The sequence below is a fragment of the Nonomuraea sp. B5E05 genome (assembly GCF_039880665.1).
Lineage (GTDB): Bacteria > Actinomycetota > Actinomycetes > Streptosporangiales > Streptosporangiaceae > Nonomuraea.
Genome location: NZ_JBDPMJ010000013.1, coordinates 53,658 through 68,633, shown reverse-complemented (window position 1 = coordinate 68,633; position 14,976 = coordinate 53,658). Strand labels below are relative to the sequence as shown.

General features: G+C 71.4%; 15 protein-coding genes. 8 read left to right on the top strand and 7 right to left on the bottom strand.

Annotated elements, in window-relative coordinates:
- Nucleotides 1–11: 11 nt before the first annotated feature.
- Nucleotides 12–857 (top strand): alpha/beta hydrolase, encoded by an 846-nt coding sequence (locus tag ABGB01_RS24230; RefSeq protein WP_347775835.1) that lies wholly within the window; start codon nucleotides 12–14, stop codon nucleotides 855–857.
- Nucleotides 858–1,015: 158 nt separating this feature from the next.
- Here the strand turns inward: ABGB01_RS24230 and ABGB01_RS24225 are convergent, their stop codons facing one another.
- Entirely contained in the window at nucleotides 1,016–2,251 is a 1,236-nt protein-coding gene (locus tag ABGB01_RS24225; RefSeq protein ID WP_347775834.1) for a DUF4032 domain-containing protein, read from the bottom strand.
- A 22-nt stretch (nucleotides 2,252–2,273) separates the two neighbouring features.
- On the opposite strand from ABGB01_RS24225, the gene ABGB01_RS24220 reads away from it, so the two are divergent.
- Entirely contained in the window at nucleotides 2,274–3,842 is a 1,569-nt protein-coding gene (locus ABGB01_RS24220) for a DUF885 domain-containing protein (protein ID WP_347775833.1), read from the top strand.
- A gap of 40 nt (nucleotides 3,843–3,882) precedes the next feature.
- Here ABGB01_RS24220 and ABGB01_RS24215 read toward each other — a convergent pair whose 3' ends face one another.
- Entirely contained in the window at nucleotides 3,883–4,518 is a 636-nt protein-coding gene (locus ABGB01_RS24215) for a class II aldolase/adducin family protein (protein ID WP_347775832.1), read from the bottom strand.
- Between the two features lie 37 nt (nucleotides 4,519–4,555).
- Complete coding sequence (locus ABGB01_RS24210) at nucleotides 4,556–5,254, bottom strand: TetR family transcriptional regulator C-terminal domain-containing protein (protein WP_347775831.1); 699 nt, start codon at nucleotides 5,252–5,254, stop codon at nucleotides 4,556–4,558.
- A 69-nt stretch (nucleotides 5,255–5,323) separates the two neighbouring features.
- On the opposite strand from ABGB01_RS24210, the gene ABGB01_RS24205 reads away from it, so the two are divergent.
- From ABGB01_RS24205 to ABGB01_RS24190, 4 genes are all read left to right on the top strand, one after another.
- Complete coding sequence (locus ABGB01_RS24205) at nucleotides 5,324–6,238, top strand: carbohydrate kinase family protein (RefSeq protein ID WP_347775830.1); 915 nt, start codon at nucleotides 5,324–5,326, stop codon at nucleotides 6,236–6,238.
- A 32-nt stretch (nucleotides 6,239–6,270) separates the two neighbouring features.
- Nucleotides 6,271–7,485, top strand: coding sequence for an aminotransferase class III-fold pyridoxal phosphate-dependent enzyme (locus ABGB01_RS24200; RefSeq protein ID WP_347775829.1), 1,215 nt, complete (start codon nucleotides 6,271–6,273; stop codon nucleotides 7,483–7,485).
- Nucleotides 7,486–7,603: 118 nt separating this feature from the next.
- Nucleotides 7,604–8,176 (top strand): superoxide dismutase family protein, encoded by a 573-nt coding sequence (locus ABGB01_RS24195; protein WP_347775828.1) that lies wholly within the window; start codon nucleotides 7,604–7,606, stop codon nucleotides 8,174–8,176.
- Nucleotides 8,177–8,520: 344 nt separating this feature from the next.
- On the top strand, nucleotides 8,521–9,180 hold the full coding sequence (locus tag ABGB01_RS24190) for a right-handed parallel beta-helix repeat-containing protein (RefSeq protein ID WP_347775827.1): 660 nt from the start codon (nucleotides 8,521–8,523) through the stop codon (nucleotides 9,178–9,180).
- A gap of 78 nt (nucleotides 9,181–9,258) precedes the next feature.
- Here the strand turns inward: ABGB01_RS24190 and ABGB01_RS24185 are convergent, their stop codons facing one another.
- On the bottom strand, nucleotides 9,259–10,617 hold the full coding sequence (locus ABGB01_RS24185) for a serine hydrolase (RefSeq protein WP_347775826.1): 1,359 nt from the start codon (nucleotides 10,615–10,617) through the stop codon (nucleotides 9,259–9,261).
- Between the two features lie 163 nt (nucleotides 10,618–10,780).
- Here ABGB01_RS24185 and ABGB01_RS24180 point away from each other — a divergent pair, with 163 nt between their 5' ends.
- Both ABGB01_RS24180 and ABGB01_RS24175 read left to right on the top strand, forming a co-directional pair.
- Nucleotides 10,781–12,520, top strand: coding sequence for a sensor histidine kinase (locus ABGB01_RS24180; protein ID WP_347775825.1), 1,740 nt, complete (start codon nucleotides 10,781–10,783; stop codon nucleotides 12,518–12,520).
- Nucleotides 12,513–13,190 carry a response regulator transcription factor gene (locus tag ABGB01_RS24175; protein ID WP_347775824.1) on the top strand — a complete coding sequence of 226 codons (678 nt, stop codon included), beginning with the start codon at nucleotides 12,513–12,515 and terminating at the stop codon, nucleotides 13,188–13,190. Before ABGB01_RS24180 ends, ABGB01_RS24175 begins: the two co-directional genes overlap by 8 nt.
- A gap of 14 nt (nucleotides 13,191–13,204) precedes the next feature.
- Here ABGB01_RS24175 and ABGB01_RS24170 read toward each other — a convergent pair whose 3' ends face one another.
- From ABGB01_RS24170 to ABGB01_RS24160, 3 genes are read right to left on the bottom strand one after another with little or no spacing between them, the layout of a single operon-like run.
- A complete protein-coding gene (locus ABGB01_RS24170) occupies nucleotides 13,205–13,852 on the bottom strand; it encodes a GPP34 family phosphoprotein (RefSeq protein ID WP_347775823.1) in 648 nt (215 codons plus the stop codon).
- On the bottom strand, nucleotides 13,821–14,084 hold the full coding sequence (locus ABGB01_RS24165; protein ID WP_347775822.1) for a hypothetical protein: 264 nt from the start codon (nucleotides 14,082–14,084) through the stop codon (nucleotides 13,821–13,823). The genes ABGB01_RS24170 and ABGB01_RS24165 overlap by 32 nt, the downstream gene beginning before the upstream one ends.
- Nucleotides 14,085–14,089: 5 nt before the next feature.
- Complete coding sequence (locus tag ABGB01_RS24160) at nucleotides 14,090–14,938, bottom strand: SPFH domain-containing protein (RefSeq protein ID WP_347775949.1); 849 nt, start codon at nucleotides 14,936–14,938, stop codon at nucleotides 14,090–14,092.
- Nucleotides 14,939–14,976 lie beyond the last annotated feature (38 nt).

The window sequence follows — 14,976 nt, the reverse complement described above, 5'->3', positions numbered from 1 at the left end:
TTCTGGTCACCGTGACCCTCCGCGTAGCCGCGAACGGCATCGACATCGCCTACGAAAGCATCGGCTCCCCCGACGGGCGGCCCCTGCTCCTCATCATGGGGCTCGGCGCGCAGCTCACCCACTGGGACGACGGGTTCTGCGAGCTCCTGGTGGAACAGGGGCACCACGTCGTCCGGTTCGACAACCGCGACGCGGGCCTGTCGACCCACCTCCACGACCTGGGCGCTCCCACGACGGGGGCGCCTTCGGCGTACCTGCTGGACGACCTGGCCGACGACACCGCGGGCTTCATGGACGCCATCGGCTGGCCGGCCGCCCACGTGGTCGGCGCCTCCATGGGCGGGATGATCGCCCAGTCCCTGGCCATCCGGCATCCGGCACGGGTGCTGACCCTGACCTCGATCATGTCGACGCCCGGCCCCACGGTCGCTCCGCCGACGGAGGCCGCGTTCGCGGCCCTGACCGCCCGCCCCGCCGCCGACCGCGCGGCCGTCATGGCGCAGGCGCTGGAGACGTACGCGGTGATCGGCTCACCCGGCTACGCGATGGACCGGGAGCGGGTCGTCCAGAGAGCCGGGCGCGCGTTCGACCGCTGCTTCGACCCGGCGGGCACGGGCCGGCAGCTGGCCGCGATCATGGCTTCGGGCGACCGTACGGACCTGCTGGCGAGCCTCACCATGCCGGCGCTGGTGCTGCACGGGGAGGACGACCCGCTCGTCCCGGTCGAGGGCGGCCGGGCCACGGCGGCGGCCATTCCCGGCGCCCGGCTGGTGACTTATCCGGGCATGGGCCATGACCTGCCCGAGCCGCTCTGGCCGGAGATCGCCCGCGAGATCGCCAAGCTGACCGCCGCCTGACTACGCGGCCGCTCCCGGGCTGCGCGGCCGCTCCCGGGCTGCGCGGCCGCTCCCGAGTTGCGCGGACCGCTCCCGGTGCCGGAGGATCTCGGCCACGTGGGTCTCGGCCCACGTGGCCACCGCCGCGATCGGGTCGTGCAGGGAGCGGCCGAGGTCGGTCAGCCCGTACTCCAGTCCTCGCCGGGGGTCTGGGCGTCCTCGTCGGGGAGCAGCGCCTTCTCGTCGGGCTTGTGCACGAGCACGTTGTCCACGTACGACTTCACGGCCGTGGCCAGCCCCACGTCGGCGTTCGCGCCCTCCGACAGGAACCAGCGATGGTCGAGGATCTCGTGGAAGAGCTGCGCGGGCTCCAGCTTCCCGCGCAGCCCGGCGGGGATCGCCTCGACCGTGGGCTGGAACACCTCCGCCAGCCACCGGTGCGCCACGATGGCCTCGTCCTCGTGCCGCAGGCCCCTGGCGACCCGGAATCCGTCGAGGTCGTTGAGCAGTCGCCGCGCCTGGTTCTCCTCCACGTCGAGCCCGGTCAGCCTGAGCAGCCGCCGCTGGTGGTGCCCCGCGTCCACGACCTTGGGGCGTACGATCAGCCGTCCGGTGCCGACCTTGCGCCGCACCATCATCTCGGCCACGTCGAAGCCGAGCAGGTTGAGCCGTCTGATCCGCTGCTCCACCCGGTGCCAGTCGACCTCCTCGATGATCTCGCTCTGGGTGATCTCGTCCCACAGGCGGTGGTAGCGGGCGACGATGTCCTCGGCGGTGTCCATGGGGTCGATCGAGGGGTGCAGCAGGCCGCCGGCCTCCAGGTCGAGCATCTCGCCGAAGATGTTCGTGTGCGCCACGTCGATGTCGCCGCGCCGCTGCCCCTCGCTGATCATCGGGTGCATCTCGCCGGTCTCGGCGTCCACGAGGTAGGCCGCGAACGCCCCCGCGTCCCTGCGGAACAACGTGTTGGACAGCGAGCAGTCGCCCCAGTAGAAGCCGTTCAGGTGCAGCCTGACCAGCAGCACGGCCAGCGCGTCCAGCAGGCGGGTGAGCGTGTCGGGGCGCAGGGTGCCCGACATGACCGCGCGGTAGGGGAGCGAGTACTGCAGGTGCCTGGTGATCAGTGCCGCGTCGAGCCCGTTCTCGCGGCCGGTGACGTACGCGACGGGCTCCACGGAGGGGGCGTCGAGCCGGGCGAGGTCCCACAACAGCTGGTATTCGCGCTTGGCGTACCGCTCGCTGATCTCCTTGATCGCGTACACCTTGCCGGACAGCCTGGCGAACCGCACCACGTGGCGCGAGATGCCGCGGGGCAGATCGACCAGGTGACGCTGCGGCCAGTCTTGGAGGGGCACCTCCCAGGGGAGGCGGATCAGGTCAGGGTCGCCTAGCGCGCCGGTGATCTGCAGGGGCATTTCATCAGGATATGGTGCACCGGTGGACGAGTTTCTCAAGTGGTACTTTTCCGACCGTCCCGTCATCGCCAGCACATTGGGGGCGGACGGCTACGATCACACCCTCGGCGATTTCACCGCCACCGCCTGGACCGCCCGCGAGCAGGAGGAGGTCCGCTGGCACGACCGCCTGTCGGCACTCGAGACCACGTCGCTCGACGACACGATCGACAGAGATCTGGTCCTCTCGCAGCTGAGAGGCTCGATCGCGCTCGCGTCCTGGCCCGCATGGCGGCGCGACCCCGCCACCTACCTGTCCGCGATCTTCGCCTCGATGTTCGCGCCGTTCCAGCACCGCCTCAAGCCGGAGCCCGAGCTGGTGACGGCCGCCGTCTCCCGTCTCGCCGAGGTGCCCGGCGTGCTGGCCGCCTGCCGCGCCAACCTGGACCCCGACCTGGCGGCCCCGCTGCTCGTGCAGCGCGGGCTCGGCCAGGCCCGCACCGGCCGCAACTTCCTCACCCGCACGATCCCGTCCATGGTCCAGGACGAGGGCCTGCGCGCGACGCTGGCCGAGGCCGCCGAGCCCGCCGCACGGGCGTTCGACGAGCTCGTCACCTTCCTGGAAGGCTTCGAGTGCGGCGGCAGCTGGCGGATGGGGGAGAAGCTCTACTCCACGCTGCTGCGCGAGCGCGAGATGCTCGCGTACGGCGCCGCCGAGCTGCACGAGAAGGGCAAGGCCGCCTGGGCGGAGCTGGACGCGCGGATGCGCCAGGTCGCGCTCGGGGTCAACGGCACCGAGGACTGGCGGGCGGCCATGGAGTCCCTCATGGACGACCACCCGCCGACGCTGGCCGACATGCGCGCCGAATACGAGGCGGAGACCCGGCGGGCCCGCGCGTTCGTCAGGGAGCACGACCTGGTCACGTTCGCCGACGGCGAGGAGTGCCACGTGCTGCCGTCGGCCGAGTACACGCGGCCCGTCCTGTCCGTCGCCCACTACCTGTCGCCGCCGCCGCTGAGCGCCTCACGCACGGGCGTCTTCTTCGTCCCCTACACGCCCGACGACTTCACCCCCGAGCAGGTACGCCAGCGCCTGCGCACCAACTCGCGGGCCCAGATGCCGTCGATCGCCGTCCACGAGGCCTACCCGGGGCACCACTGGCATCTGTCGTACATGGCGGGCAATCCGCGCGCGGTCAGGAAGGTCTTCCGCACCCCGTACTTCACCGAGGGCTGGGCCCTGTACGTCGAGAAGGTCCTGCACGAGCAGGGCTACTTCGACACCCCCGCCACCGAGCTGGCCCACCTCGACTGCCGGATCTTCCGCGCCGCCCGGATCGTGGTGGACACCGCGCTGCACTGCGAGGACATGTCCGTCGAGGAGGCCGAGACGTTCATGGCCACGAAGGCGTCGCTTTCGCCGGGGACCGCCCAGGGCGAGGTGAACCGCTACTGCGCCTGGCCCACGCAGGCGCCGTCCTACCTCACGGGCGCGATCGAGATCGACCGGATCCGGGAGTCGTTCCGCGGCACGCCGAAGGAGTTCCACGACCGGATCGCCGGGTCCGGGGGCCTGCCCCTGGGCCTGGCCGAGCAGGCCGCGCTCGCCTGACCGCCACCGGCCGTGCGGCCGGGTGGCCCGGCCGGGCGGGTCAGGGGCGGCGGGGGAAGGCCGGCGGGTTGAGGGCGCGGTCCACGACGGCGGCGAGCTGCTCGTCCGTGAGGATGGCCGGCTTGCCGACGCCGAGCCCTCTGACGTACACCTCGCACAACCACTCCAGCAGGCGGGTCGCCTCGAACGCCTGCTCCAGCGTCGGCCCGATGGTCACCCCGCCGTGGTTGGCCATCAGGGCCGCCTGCTTGCCCTCCAGCGCCGCCCGTACGTTGGCGGCCAGCTCGGGGGTGCCGTACGTGGCGTATTCGGCGACCTTGACCACGCCGCCGAGCGCCAGTGCGTTGTAGTGCACCGGCGGCAGCTCCGTCATCGTGGTGGCCACGACCGTTCCGAACACGGAGTGCGTGTGCACCACGGCCAGCGCGTCCGTGGCCTCGTAGACGGCCAGGTGCATGGGGGTCTCGCTGGACGGCTGGGCGTCGCCTTCGACGAGGTGGCCCGAGACGTCCACGATCGGGCACAACTCGGGCGTCAGCCGGTCGAGCGCCACCCCTGAGGGCGTGACCGCCACCAGGTCGCCCTGGCGCACGCTCAGGTTGCCCGAGGTGCCGATGACCAGGCCGAGCTCGACGGCCCGCCGTCCGTACTCGCACAGCTGCTCGCGGAGGCTCATGTGCGTCGAATGTAGCGGGTCGTCCGAAAAGCGGCAATTAGCGGCGGTCGAGGGCGCCCAGCATGATGCGTTCCGCGCCCTCCCGGGTGATCCGGCCGGGGTAGAGCAGCAGGTGCAGGCTGAGGCCGTCCACCAGGGCGAGCAGGTGCTCGGTGAGGTCGTCCAGGTCCTCGTCCAGGTCCTCGTCCAGGTCCTCGTCCAGGTCCTCGTCCAGGTCCTCGTCCAGGTCCTCGTCCAGGTCCTCGTCCAGGTCCTCGTCCAGGTCCTCGTCCAGGTCCTCGTCCAGGTCCCGGGCCAGCTCGCCGGCCGCGCGGGCCTGCCCGAGCAGGTGGCGTACGGCGGCGCGCAGCTCGGCCGCCTCCGCCCGCTGGACCTCGGCCAGGCGTTCCGAGGTCAGGCTGCGGCTCCAGAAGCTGACCTCGAGCCGGGTCTCCCGGCCGCGCTCGTCGTCCAGCGGCAGGTTGTCGAGCAGCAGCTCGCGCAGCGCGGCCAGCCCCGTCGCGCCCTCGACCTTGGCGGTCAGCCGGGCGCGGATGCGCTGGTGCGACTGGCGCAGCGCCGACAGCAGGATCTCGTCCTTGTCGGCGAAGTAGTGGGCGAGGACCCCGTTGGAGTAGCCGGCCTCCTTGGCGATGGCCCGCGTGGTGGCGGCGTCGATGCCGTCCCTGACGATCACCCGGCCGGCCGCCGCCATGACCTCGCGCCTGCGTTCGTCGTGGTCGACGATTTTCGGCATCGGGCTGCCCCTCTCGTAGGCGTACCTCACCATATTGACTTTTTATTCGGACGTCTGTCTATTTAGACCATGACCGTCGCCACCGTCGGCGTGCACATCGTCGACATCCTCGCCAGGCCCGTCGAGCACATCCCCGACGGCCAGGACACCGTGCTGGTCGACCAGATCCGCCTCACCGCCGCGGGCGCCGCCGCGGGAACGGCGGTCGACCTGGTCAAGCTGGGCAACTCCGTGGTCACCATGGGCGCCGTCGGCGACGACGAGCTGGGCGACCTCCTGCTGGCGGTGCTCACCAAGCGCGGCGTGGACGTCTCGCGCCTCGTACGCAGGGCGGGGGAGCAGACCGCCGCGTCGATCCTGCCCATCAGGCCCGACGGCGGCCGGCCCAGCTTCCACGTGCCCGGCGCGAACCTCGGGGTGACGTACGCCGACCTGGACGCCGACGTGCTGAGGGGCGCGCGGGCGATCCACCTCGGCGGGATGGACGTCACGTTCGGCCTCGGCGACCCGGCCTTCTTCGCGCTCCTGGACGAGGCACGCGCGGCCGGGACGATCGTCACGATGGACCTGCTGTCGGAGATGCCCGACCTGCTGGGCATGGCCACGGCGTTCCTGCCCCACGTGGACTACGTCCTGCCCAACGAGTCGCAGGCCCTCCTCATGACGGGCGCCACCGACGTCACGGCGGCCGCGGACGCCCTGCTGGCCCGCGGCCCACTCGGCGTGCTCGTCACCCTCGGCGCGGCGGGCAGCCTCGTCGTGACGGCGGACGGCGCGGAGCGGGTGCCCGCGATCAAGGCGGAGGTGGCCGACACGACCGGCTGCGGCGACGCCTACTGCGCCGGCTTCCTCACAGGCCTGCTGCACGGCCGGGACGTGCCGGCCGCCGCCCGCTGGGGCACGGCCGCCGCCGCCCGCGTGGCCACCGGCCTCGGCTCGGACGCCGGCCTCACCGACCTCGGATCCACCCTCAGTCTCCTCTAAGGACCCCCTCAGCCTCCTCCAAGGACTACAAGATGACCGACGCAGAACTCCGCCGCAGGGCCTCGAAGGTCGTCCCCGGCGGCATGTACGGCCACCTCAACGCCGCCCTGTTCGCCCCAGGCTTCCCGCAGTTCTTCGAACGCGGCGAGGGCTGCCGGCAGTGGGACGTCGACGGCAGGGAGTACATCGACTTCATGTGCAGCTGGGGCCCCGTCGTGCTCGGGCACCGGCACCCCCGCGTGGAGGAGGCCGCCGCCCGCCAGGCCGCGCTCGGCGACTGCCTCAACGGGCCCGGGCCGATCATGGTGGAGCTGGCCGAGCTGCTGGTGGACACCGTGCCGAGCGCCGACTGGGCGATGTTCTCCAAGAACGGCACCGACGCCACCACGCAGGCGCTCATGGTCGCCAGGGCCGCCACCGGGCGGACGAAGGTGCTGATGGCCCACGGCGCCTACCACGGGGCCGACCCCTGGTGCACGCCGTCACCCGCGGGCACGACGCCGAACGAGCGGGCCGACCTGGTGGAGTTCACCTACAACTCGCTGGAGTCGCTGGAGTCGGCGGCGGCGACCGTGGAAAGGGACGTGGCGGCGATCATCGTCACCCCCTTCAAGCACGACTCGTTCGAGGACCAGGAGCTGGTGGAGCCGGCCTTCGCCCGCGGCGCCCGCGCCCTGGCGGACCGCCTCGGGGCAGCCCTGGTGATCGACGACGTGCGCGCCGGGTTCCGCGTCGACCTGCGCGGCTCGTGGGAGCCGTACGGGGTGCGCCCCGACCTGACGGCCTGGTCCAAGGCGATGGCCAACGGCTACCCGATCGCCGCCGTGACCGGCACGGACGCGCTGCGCGGGCCGGCGCAGACGTTGTACTCGACGGGGTCGTTCTGGTTCTCGGCGGTCGCGATGGCGGCGGCCAAGGCCACCATCGAGACCCTGCGCGACACGGACGGCATCGCCGCCATGGAGAGGGTCGGCGCGCAACTGCGCGAGGGGCTCTACGCGCAGGCCAAGTCGCACGGGTTCACCGTGAACCAGACGGGACCGGTGACGATCCCGTGGCTCAGCTTCGACGGCGACGCCGACCTGTCCGTGGCGATGTACTGGAGCGACGCCTGCCTGCGGCACGGCGTCTACCTGCACCCGTGGCACAACTGGTTCATGTCGGCGGCGCACACGGAGGGCGACGTCGCCAAGGCTCTGGAAGGCACGGACCGGGCGTTCGCGGAAACCCGCGCCCACGTCGGCTGACGGCGCCGCACAACCTGGCACCGGTTCCCCCAACACGGTATGTGATCGGCCGGTCACTCGTTAGAGTGGGTGCCTCTCGGAGCCCTCATGCCGGAGGGGCTCGAACCATGGGGGTCTCATGCGCGTGTCCAAACTTCCGCTCGTCCTGCTCGCCGTCGCCTGTGCCGGAGCCTGCGCCGGGCCGCCCGCCCCTGTGCAGAACGCGGCCGGTCCCGAGGTCGCCAAGAGCCCGGAAAGCGCGATCACGTTGTCCGGTTCCGGCGAGTTCACCGACGGCGACACCTCGGCCATCGCCTACGACCGCAAGCTCGCCCCGAAGGGCGCCCAGGCCAGCGTCACCGTCGAGTCGTCAGGAGACGAGACCACGACCTCGCTCGTCGCGGAGGGTCTGCAGCCCGACCGGCGCTACGGCGTCCACCTGCACACCAAGCCGTGCGGGAAGAAGCCCGACGACTCCGGTCCGCACTTCCAGCACAACCCGGGCAAGATCAATCCGGAGAGCGAGGTCTGGCTCGACATCCGCACCGACGACGAGGGGGCGGGCCGCTCGACGGCCCGCAACGACTGGGCGCTCGACCCCGACAAGCTGCCGGCCTCGCTGGTCATCCACTCCAAGCCGACCACGCCCAAGGGGCCCGAGGTCGGCATGGCGGGTGACCGCGTCGCCTGCCTCACGCTCGGGAAAGTGTGACACGTCCCGGTTCCTCCCTCGGCCCGCCTCCCGAACGTTCAGGAGGCGGGCCGACGCGTGTGCGGGCCGCTTTTCCGTAGGGTGACGAGTCCTTGGCGGAGTCATGCGCGTCGTAGCATTACACGCTCGACACGGTCGATTACGTTCGGTGATGGAACCGGCGAGTCGTACCCTCTCACCCGCCCGCCGGCACACACCGCATGCCCATGCGGTCGGCTCACGGGCCGTGCTCCTGCGGCGACCCGACCTGGGCCCGACGGTGGGCGTGAAGAGCGCGTCAGGCCCCCTGGTTCCTGTCCGAGCCGGTCACAGCCACCAGGCTTCCCGTTAACACAGGAGTCCACATGCGATTCACCTCCAAAGTCTGCACGGTCGTCGCCCTGGCGGGGGCGGCTCTCGGGCCCGTCGCCACTCCCGCCGTCGCGGCCCCCGTCACCTGCTCGGCTGCCGCGTTGAAGCGCGCGATCGAGAGGGTCAACACCGTCGGCGGGACTCTTGACCTGCAGGCCGGTTGCGTCTATCGCTTGGCGCAGGCCGACAACGGCGCCAACGGACTGCCGGTGATCAGGGCGGATGTCACGGTCAACGGCAACGGAGCGACCATCGAAAGGGCGGCGTACGCCTCGGCCTTCCGCATCTTCCAGGTGAAGCGCGGCGGCAAGCTCACCCTCAACCGAGTCACTCTCCGTAACGGCCGGGTCGACGGCGCGAACGGCGGCGCGGTCCTCGTCGACCCCGGGGGTGCCCTGACGTTGCAGGACAGCGTCATCACCGGCAGCTCCGCCGCCAAGGGAGGCGCCGTCTACACCCAGGGCAGCATCTCGGTCAGGAACTCCCAGATCGTCGGCAACACCGCGACCGAGGTCGGCAACAGCATCGGAACGGGCTCCAGCGCCGCCGTCATCGTGTCCAACTCCACCGTGGCCGACCAGGAGGGTCCCTCCGTCAACCTCGGCAACACCGTCGAAATGGGAGACCTCTTCGACGGAGACGGCTTCCTGTAAGCCGCCCGCCTGCGCGAAGGGACCGGGGCCTCACACGCATGGCGCGTGAGGCCCCGGTCCGGCTCTGCGGCCGCGTGCTCAGGAGCCGTTGGCCAGGGGGAAGGCGCCGCGGGCCAGGGCGGTCAGCTCGCCGCCCAGCTTCCCGTCATCGAACGCCGCCTTCGGGTTGACCGCCATCGAGGTCACGACGTACGTCTTCCCGGCGGAGGTGCGAGCCAGGAAGCTCTGGTCGTGCACGCCCGGCTCCGAGCCGCCCTTGTACCACACCGTCGGCCACTGCTTCGGGTCGAGCCCGAGCGCGGCGGGCTCGACCGACATCGCCTTGTCGACGTGCTTGTCGTCCATCTTGATCAGCTGGGCGTGGGCACGGCAGATGTCGGAGGGTGAGGCGAAGTACTCGATCGTGTCCAGCTCACGCGGCTTGGTCCAGGCCTTGACGCGGGTCAGCGGGACCTTGGCGACGACCTTCTCCAGGTAGTCCCGCTTCTTCGCGGTGCTCAGCGACAGGTACCTCTTGGCGTGGCGGGGGTAGTCGGCGCCCTTGAGCGCGAACAGTTCGCGCGTCTTGAGCAGCGGGAAGTTGCGCTTGTCTGTGGCGCCCCAGGCGCGCATGGTGCGCTCGACCGCCTTGCGACCCACCTTGTGCATCAGCAGGTCGGTTGCCGTGTTGTCGCTGATGGAGATCATCAGCTTGGCGGCCTCCATCACGGTGACCTTGCTGCCGTCGGGCCGGTCCTGGAGCTCGCCGCTGGGCAGGCTCTTCAGCTCGGGGGTGATGGTGAGCTTGGTGTCCCAGCCGAACGCGCCGGCCTTGATGCGCTGTGCCACGGTGCCGAGCACGTACAGCTTGAAGATCGAGCCCAGCGGGCGCTTCTTGCCGCGGGCGATGGCGTGCACGGGGCGGCAGTCGCCGTTCTTGGCCACCTCGGCCGCGACGAAGCCTGCCTGCGGCGCCGCCTTTTTCAGCCGCTCGTCCAGTTCTGCCCAGCTCTTGGGGGCGGGCGCACGGAACAGCAGGCCGTTGATCAGCCCCGCGGTGTCCACCGACAGCGAGATCTCATGTCTCCACTCGCCCTCGGTCCCCAGGGCGATCAGCACGTTCTCCTTCGACGTCGTGACCTTCTCCAGCCGCAGACCCTTGTAGTTCGCCAGGACCTGGTTGATGACGTCGGCCGGGGTTCCCTTGAGGAAGTCGGCGGCGAAGTGCTCGGCGATCTCCGTCTTCGGGATCGGCGGGGTGGCCATCGCGTCGAGCAACCAGGCCAGCTGCTTCCCCGCGGGCGTGTCGGGGATCCTGGGAACGGCGACGGCGGCCGCCGACACGGTGGCCGGGGCGCTCGCCGCCCCCGCGGGGGCGGGCTGGCTCACGCAGGCCGTCATGGAGACCGCGACCGCGGCAGTCGCCAGAACCCGGGTGGGCTTCGACGGGACATTCATGAGGGGCTCCTTCGACCTCGACTTTCGCGTATCACCAGCGAACCGGAGCGCGGGGGTCGCGGGCCACCAAGTGGACCGCCGTTCTCGCAGGTGGGGCTGTCCGTAGGAAATATGCGGTTAACCTCATAGACGCCCTCCCGATCCCCCATGACGATGGAGGCTTATGACATCCAGGCTGGTGGCCGGGCTGCTAGCGGTGGCCTCGGCCGCGGGGATCGTGGTGGGCATGTCGCTGGTGGGAGGCTGGCCCTCCTCACTGGTGGCAGTGGTATCCACCATGATCGTCCTGCTGCTGCCCGCCGTGGGCTGGTTGCTGGCGTTCAGACGTCCGGAGATCCGCTACGGCTGGGTCCTGCTCGCGGCCGGCCTGTCGCTGGGGGCCGGCACGCTCGGCGTGGGGCTGACCGCTTCCGGCGCCCCCGCGGGATTGTTCACCTACGTGTCCACCGTCGGGTACGCGCTGTTCTACGGGCTGACCTGGATCTTCGTCCCGCTGTTGTTCCCCGACGGCCGGCTGCCCTCGAGGCGCTGGCGGGCCGTCCCGTGGATCTCGGGCATCGCGATCGCCGTGCACGGCATCGGTACGGCGCTGGCAGGGGTGGATCCCAGCAGGCCGGCGATGACGTCCTTGCCGGCTGACCGGCTGGTCGCGGCGGCGGCGGGCGGCTTCGGGCAGTTCGTCACGTGGGTCATCGCGGGGGTCGTGTTCTGCAGCCTGGTGCTCCGCTGGCGGCGCAGCGAGCCGCCCGAGCGCGCGCAGTACGCGTGCATGGTGGCGGGCGTCGCCGCGACCGCGGCGGGCGGCGTGCTGACGCTGCTCTTCCTCCTCGGGCTGAGCACGCCGACCCTCACGGCGATCGCCGGGCTGGCGCTGGTCGGCTCGCTTCCCGCCGCCATCGGGGTGGCGATCGTGCGGCACCGGTTGCTCGACATCCGGTTCGGCATCAGGGGGTCGCGCCTGCACCTGGTGTTCGACGTGCGGCCGACGGTCGGCGAGGTGCTGTCGGACCTGGGCACCGCGCTGGAGGACACGCCCGAGCCGGTGGAGCAGCTCGGCCGGCTGGCCGCCGCGGTGCGCGCCGGGCTGGAGCTCAGATGGGCGGCCGTGACGCTCGCCGACGGGACACGCGTGGTGGCGGGCCGGGCGGAGGGCCCGGCCGCGCTGACGATGCCGGTACGCGGCGGTCTCGGGCACATCGAATGCGGCCCCAGGGACGCCGGACCGCTGACCGGCCAGGACCGGCGGCTCCTGGAGGCGCTGGCCGTGCCCGCGGGCCTGGCGATCCAGAGCGCCGGGCTGGTCACCCGGCTGGTCAACGCCCAGGAGGCCGAACGCCGCCGCATCGAACGCAACATCCACGACGGCGTCCAGCAGCAACTCGTCGCCCTCATCGCCGGCATCGAGCTGGCCCGCGCCACGGGAGCGGGCGCCGACATGCTCGCCCACCTGCGCGAGCAGGCCCGCCAGACGCTCGCCGACCTGCGCGAGCTGGCGGCCGGCATCCACCCGTCGTCCCTCAGCCAGGGCGGCCTGGTGGAGGCCGTCGAGGAGCGCTGCTCGCGCCTGCCCGTGCGCACGACGGTGACCTCGTCCCCGGACCTGCGGTCGAGGCGCTTCACCGACGAGATAGAAGGTGCGATGTACTTCACCGTGAGCGAGGCCGTGGCCAACGCGCTCAAGCACGCGAAGGCCGCCACCATAGACGTACGCCTGTCGCGGGCGGGAGGCCGCCTGACCGCCGCCGTCGCCGACGACGGGAAGGGCTTCGACGCCGCGCTCACGCGGCGCAGGGGGCTGGCGACGTTGTCGGACCGGCTGGACGCCCTCGGCGGCGGCCTCACCGTCGGCAGCGAGCCGGGGAAGGGGACACGGGTGAACGCGTGGGTGCCGGTCGATGAGTGAGCCGATCCGCACGGTCGTGGCCGACGATCACTATCTGGTGCGCGAGGGCACCCGCCGGCTGCTCGAGATGTCGGGCGAGGTGGCGGTCGTGGGCGCGGTGGGCAACGCCGACGAACTCCTCGACGCCGTACGCCGGCTCGGTCCCGACGTCGTGATCACCGACATCCGGATGCCAGGAGGGGAGTGGCGGCCGGGCTTCGAGGGCATCGACGCCGCCCACCGCATCCGCTCCGCCCACCCGGGCGTCGGGGTGGTGGTGCTGTCGCAGTTCGCGGACGCGTTGTTCGCGTTCGAGCTGTTCAAGCACGGCACCGAGGGCTACGCCTATCTCCTGAAGGACCGGGTGGGGGATCTGGACGAGCTGCTCGGCGCGATCAACGCGGTGGCCTCGGGCGGCTCGGTCATCGACCCGAAGGTGGTGGAGGGCCTGCTGGCCAGGCGTGACGTGCGCGGCCAGCGGGAGGAGCTGACCGGCCGCGAGCGCGACGTGCTGCGGGAGATGGCGCACGGCCGCTCGAACTCTGCCATCGCCCGGGCCCTGCACCTGTCGATCTCGTCGGTGGAGAAGAACGTCAACGCCATCTTCACCAAACTCGGCCTGGAGAACAGCGGGGACGTGCACCGCAGGGTGGCCGCCGTGCTCGCCTACCTGGGGCCCGACCCGTCCTAGCGTCCTGTCCCCGCTCAGCCCTCACTGGCGTGAGCGGCCTGCACGGCCTTGCGCAGCGCGGTGGCCACCGGTTCGACCGGCTCCGACAGCTGCTCGATCCGTCTCCTGCCGTGGTGGCGTTGCTCCCGCTCCGGCGGCATGATCTTCAGCCTGGCCGCCGCCGCGAGGGCCGCCAGGATCCGGACGTCCTGGTCGAGGCGGCCCACGGGCCGACCGCCGAGCGCGGCCCTGCTGACGCGCTCGGCGAGCTTGCGCGACAGGTACGGCCGGCGCGGCGTGATCCGCTCGACGGGGAACAGCAACACCCGCCGCCGCTCCACCCGGATGAGCCGGGCGGCCTCCAGCTCGTCGCGGACGAGGCGGAACGCCTCCGCGCGGTCCTTGCGGATCCACTGCCGCCACGACCGGGGCGGGGAGTTCGAGATCTGCTCCCACACGGCCGCCTGGAGCGGGCCGGGATCGACGGGGGCGATGACCGCCCGCGCCATGCCCGCGTCGTCGGCCAGGTTGCCGGCCACCAGCAGCTCGGCCAGCGCCGCCGCGCGCAGCAGGTAGCCCAGCTCGCCGCGGTTGGCCAGTCGTTCCTTGCGCAGGTCGAAGGCGAGCAGGAACGCCGACCTCGGCAGGGACTCATCCCGCTTCACCCGTATCTCCGTCTTCATCCGCCGGCTCCTTGTCCTCCTGGGTTTCCTCCTGGCCCTCCTGGTTCTTCCGGGGCCGTCCGCGGGGCCGCATCCGCCCCACGCCGTCGGGCAGGCGCCCGGCCTCCGACAGGGCCCTGCGCAGCAGGAACTCGATCTGCGAGTTGGTGCTGCGCAGCTCGTCGGAAGCCCACCTGGCCAGCGCGTCGTGGACCACCGGGTCGAGCCGCAGGAGGATCTTCTTCCGTTCCACGACGTTTACTGGTAGAGCGTTCCGGTGTTCACGATCGGCTGGGTGTCACGATCGCCGACCAGCACTACGAGCAGGTTGCTCACCATGGCGGCCTTGCGCTCCTCGTCCAGCTCGACCACGTCGTGCTCGGCCAGCTTGGCCAGCGCCGTCTCGACCATGCCGACCGCTCCTTCGACGATCCGCTGGCGGGCCGCCACCACCGCGCCGGCCTGCTGGCGCCGCAACATCGCGTGGGCGATCTCTGGTGCGTAGGCCAGGTGGATGATGCGGGACTCGATGATTTTCACCCCGGCCGCGGCCACCCTGACGGAGATCTCCGCGGACAGCTTCTCGTTGATCTCGTCGGCGTTGTCGCGCAGGGACAACCGTGGCTCGCCGTGCGAGTCGTACGGGTAGCTGCCCGCGATGTGGCGCACCGCCGTCTCCGCCTGGATGGCGACGAACTCCACGAAGTCGTCCACCTCGAAGACCGCCTGCGCCGTGTCCTCCACCTGCCAGACCACCACGGTCGCGATCTGGATGGGGCTGCCGTCGGCGTCGTTGACCTTCGTCACGTCCGTCTCATGGTTGCGGATCCTGGTGGACACCCGCCGCCGCAGGGTGATCGGGTTGACCCACTGCAGGCCGGGCGTGCGCAGGGTGCCGACGTAGCGGCCGAGGAGCTGCACGACCCTGGCCTCGCCCGGGGCCACCGCGGTGAGCCCGAAGGACAGCACGACGCCGACGAGGATCACCAGCGCGGACGCCACGAGCAGCCACACGCCGCCCTGCCCGGCCCTCGAGGCGAGCATGGCGATCGCCACGATGAGCAGGGCCACCCCCGCGAGCGTGACCAGCGTGGACACGCCGACCATCACGAACCCGTTGGCCGCCCGGACCGGGCGCTCGCTCG

What these genes read in the sequence shown, in the direction of transcription:
- ABGB01_RS24225 (WP_347775834.1), bottom strand. Translation starts at nt 2,251, where the DNA reads ATGCCCCTGCAGATCACCGGCGCGCTAGGCGACCCTGACCTGATCCGC.
- ABGB01_RS24215 (WP_347775832.1), bottom strand. Translation starts at nt 4,518, where the DNA reads ATGAGCCTCCGCGAGCAGCTGTGCGAGTACGGACGGCGGGCCGTCGAG.
- ABGB01_RS24210 (WP_347775831.1), bottom strand. Translation starts at nt 5,254, where the DNA reads ATGCCGAAAATCGTCGACCACGACGAACGCAGGCGCGAGGTCATGGCG.
- ABGB01_RS24205 (WP_347775830.1), top strand. Translation starts at nt 5,324, where the DNA reads ATGACCGTCGCCACCGTCGGCGTGCACATCGTCGACATCCTCGCCAGG.
- ABGB01_RS24200 (WP_347775829.1), top strand. Translation starts at nt 6,271, where the DNA reads ATGACCGACGCAGAACTCCGCCGCAGGGCCTCGAAGGTCGTCCCCGGC.
- ABGB01_RS24195 (WP_347775828.1), top strand. Translation starts at nt 7,604, where the DNA reads ATGCGCGTGTCCAAACTTCCGCTCGTCCTGCTCGCCGTCGCCTGTGCC.
- ABGB01_RS24190 (WP_347775827.1), top strand. Translation starts at nt 8,521, where the DNA reads ATGCGATTCACCTCCAAAGTCTGCACGGTCGTCGCCCTGGCGGGGGCG.
- ABGB01_RS24185 (WP_347775826.1), bottom strand. Translation starts at nt 10,617, where the DNA reads ATGAATGTCCCGTCGAAGCCCACCCGGGTTCTGGCGACTGCCGCGGTC.
- ABGB01_RS24180 (WP_347775825.1), top strand. Translation starts at nt 10,781, where the DNA reads ATGACATCCAGGCTGGTGGCCGGGCTGCTAGCGGTGGCCTCGGCCGCG.
- ABGB01_RS24175 (WP_347775824.1), top strand. Translation starts at nt 12,513, where the DNA reads ATGAGTGAGCCGATCCGCACGGTCGTGGCCGACGATCACTATCTGGTG.
- ABGB01_RS24170 (WP_347775823.1), bottom strand. Translation starts at nt 13,852, where the DNA reads ATGAAGACGGAGATACGGGTGAAGCGGGATGAGTCCCTGCCGAGGTCG.
- ABGB01_RS24160 (WP_347775949.1), bottom strand. Translation starts at nt 14,938, where the DNA reads ATGGTCGGCGTGTCCACGCTGGTCACGCTCGCGGGGGTGGCCCTGCTC.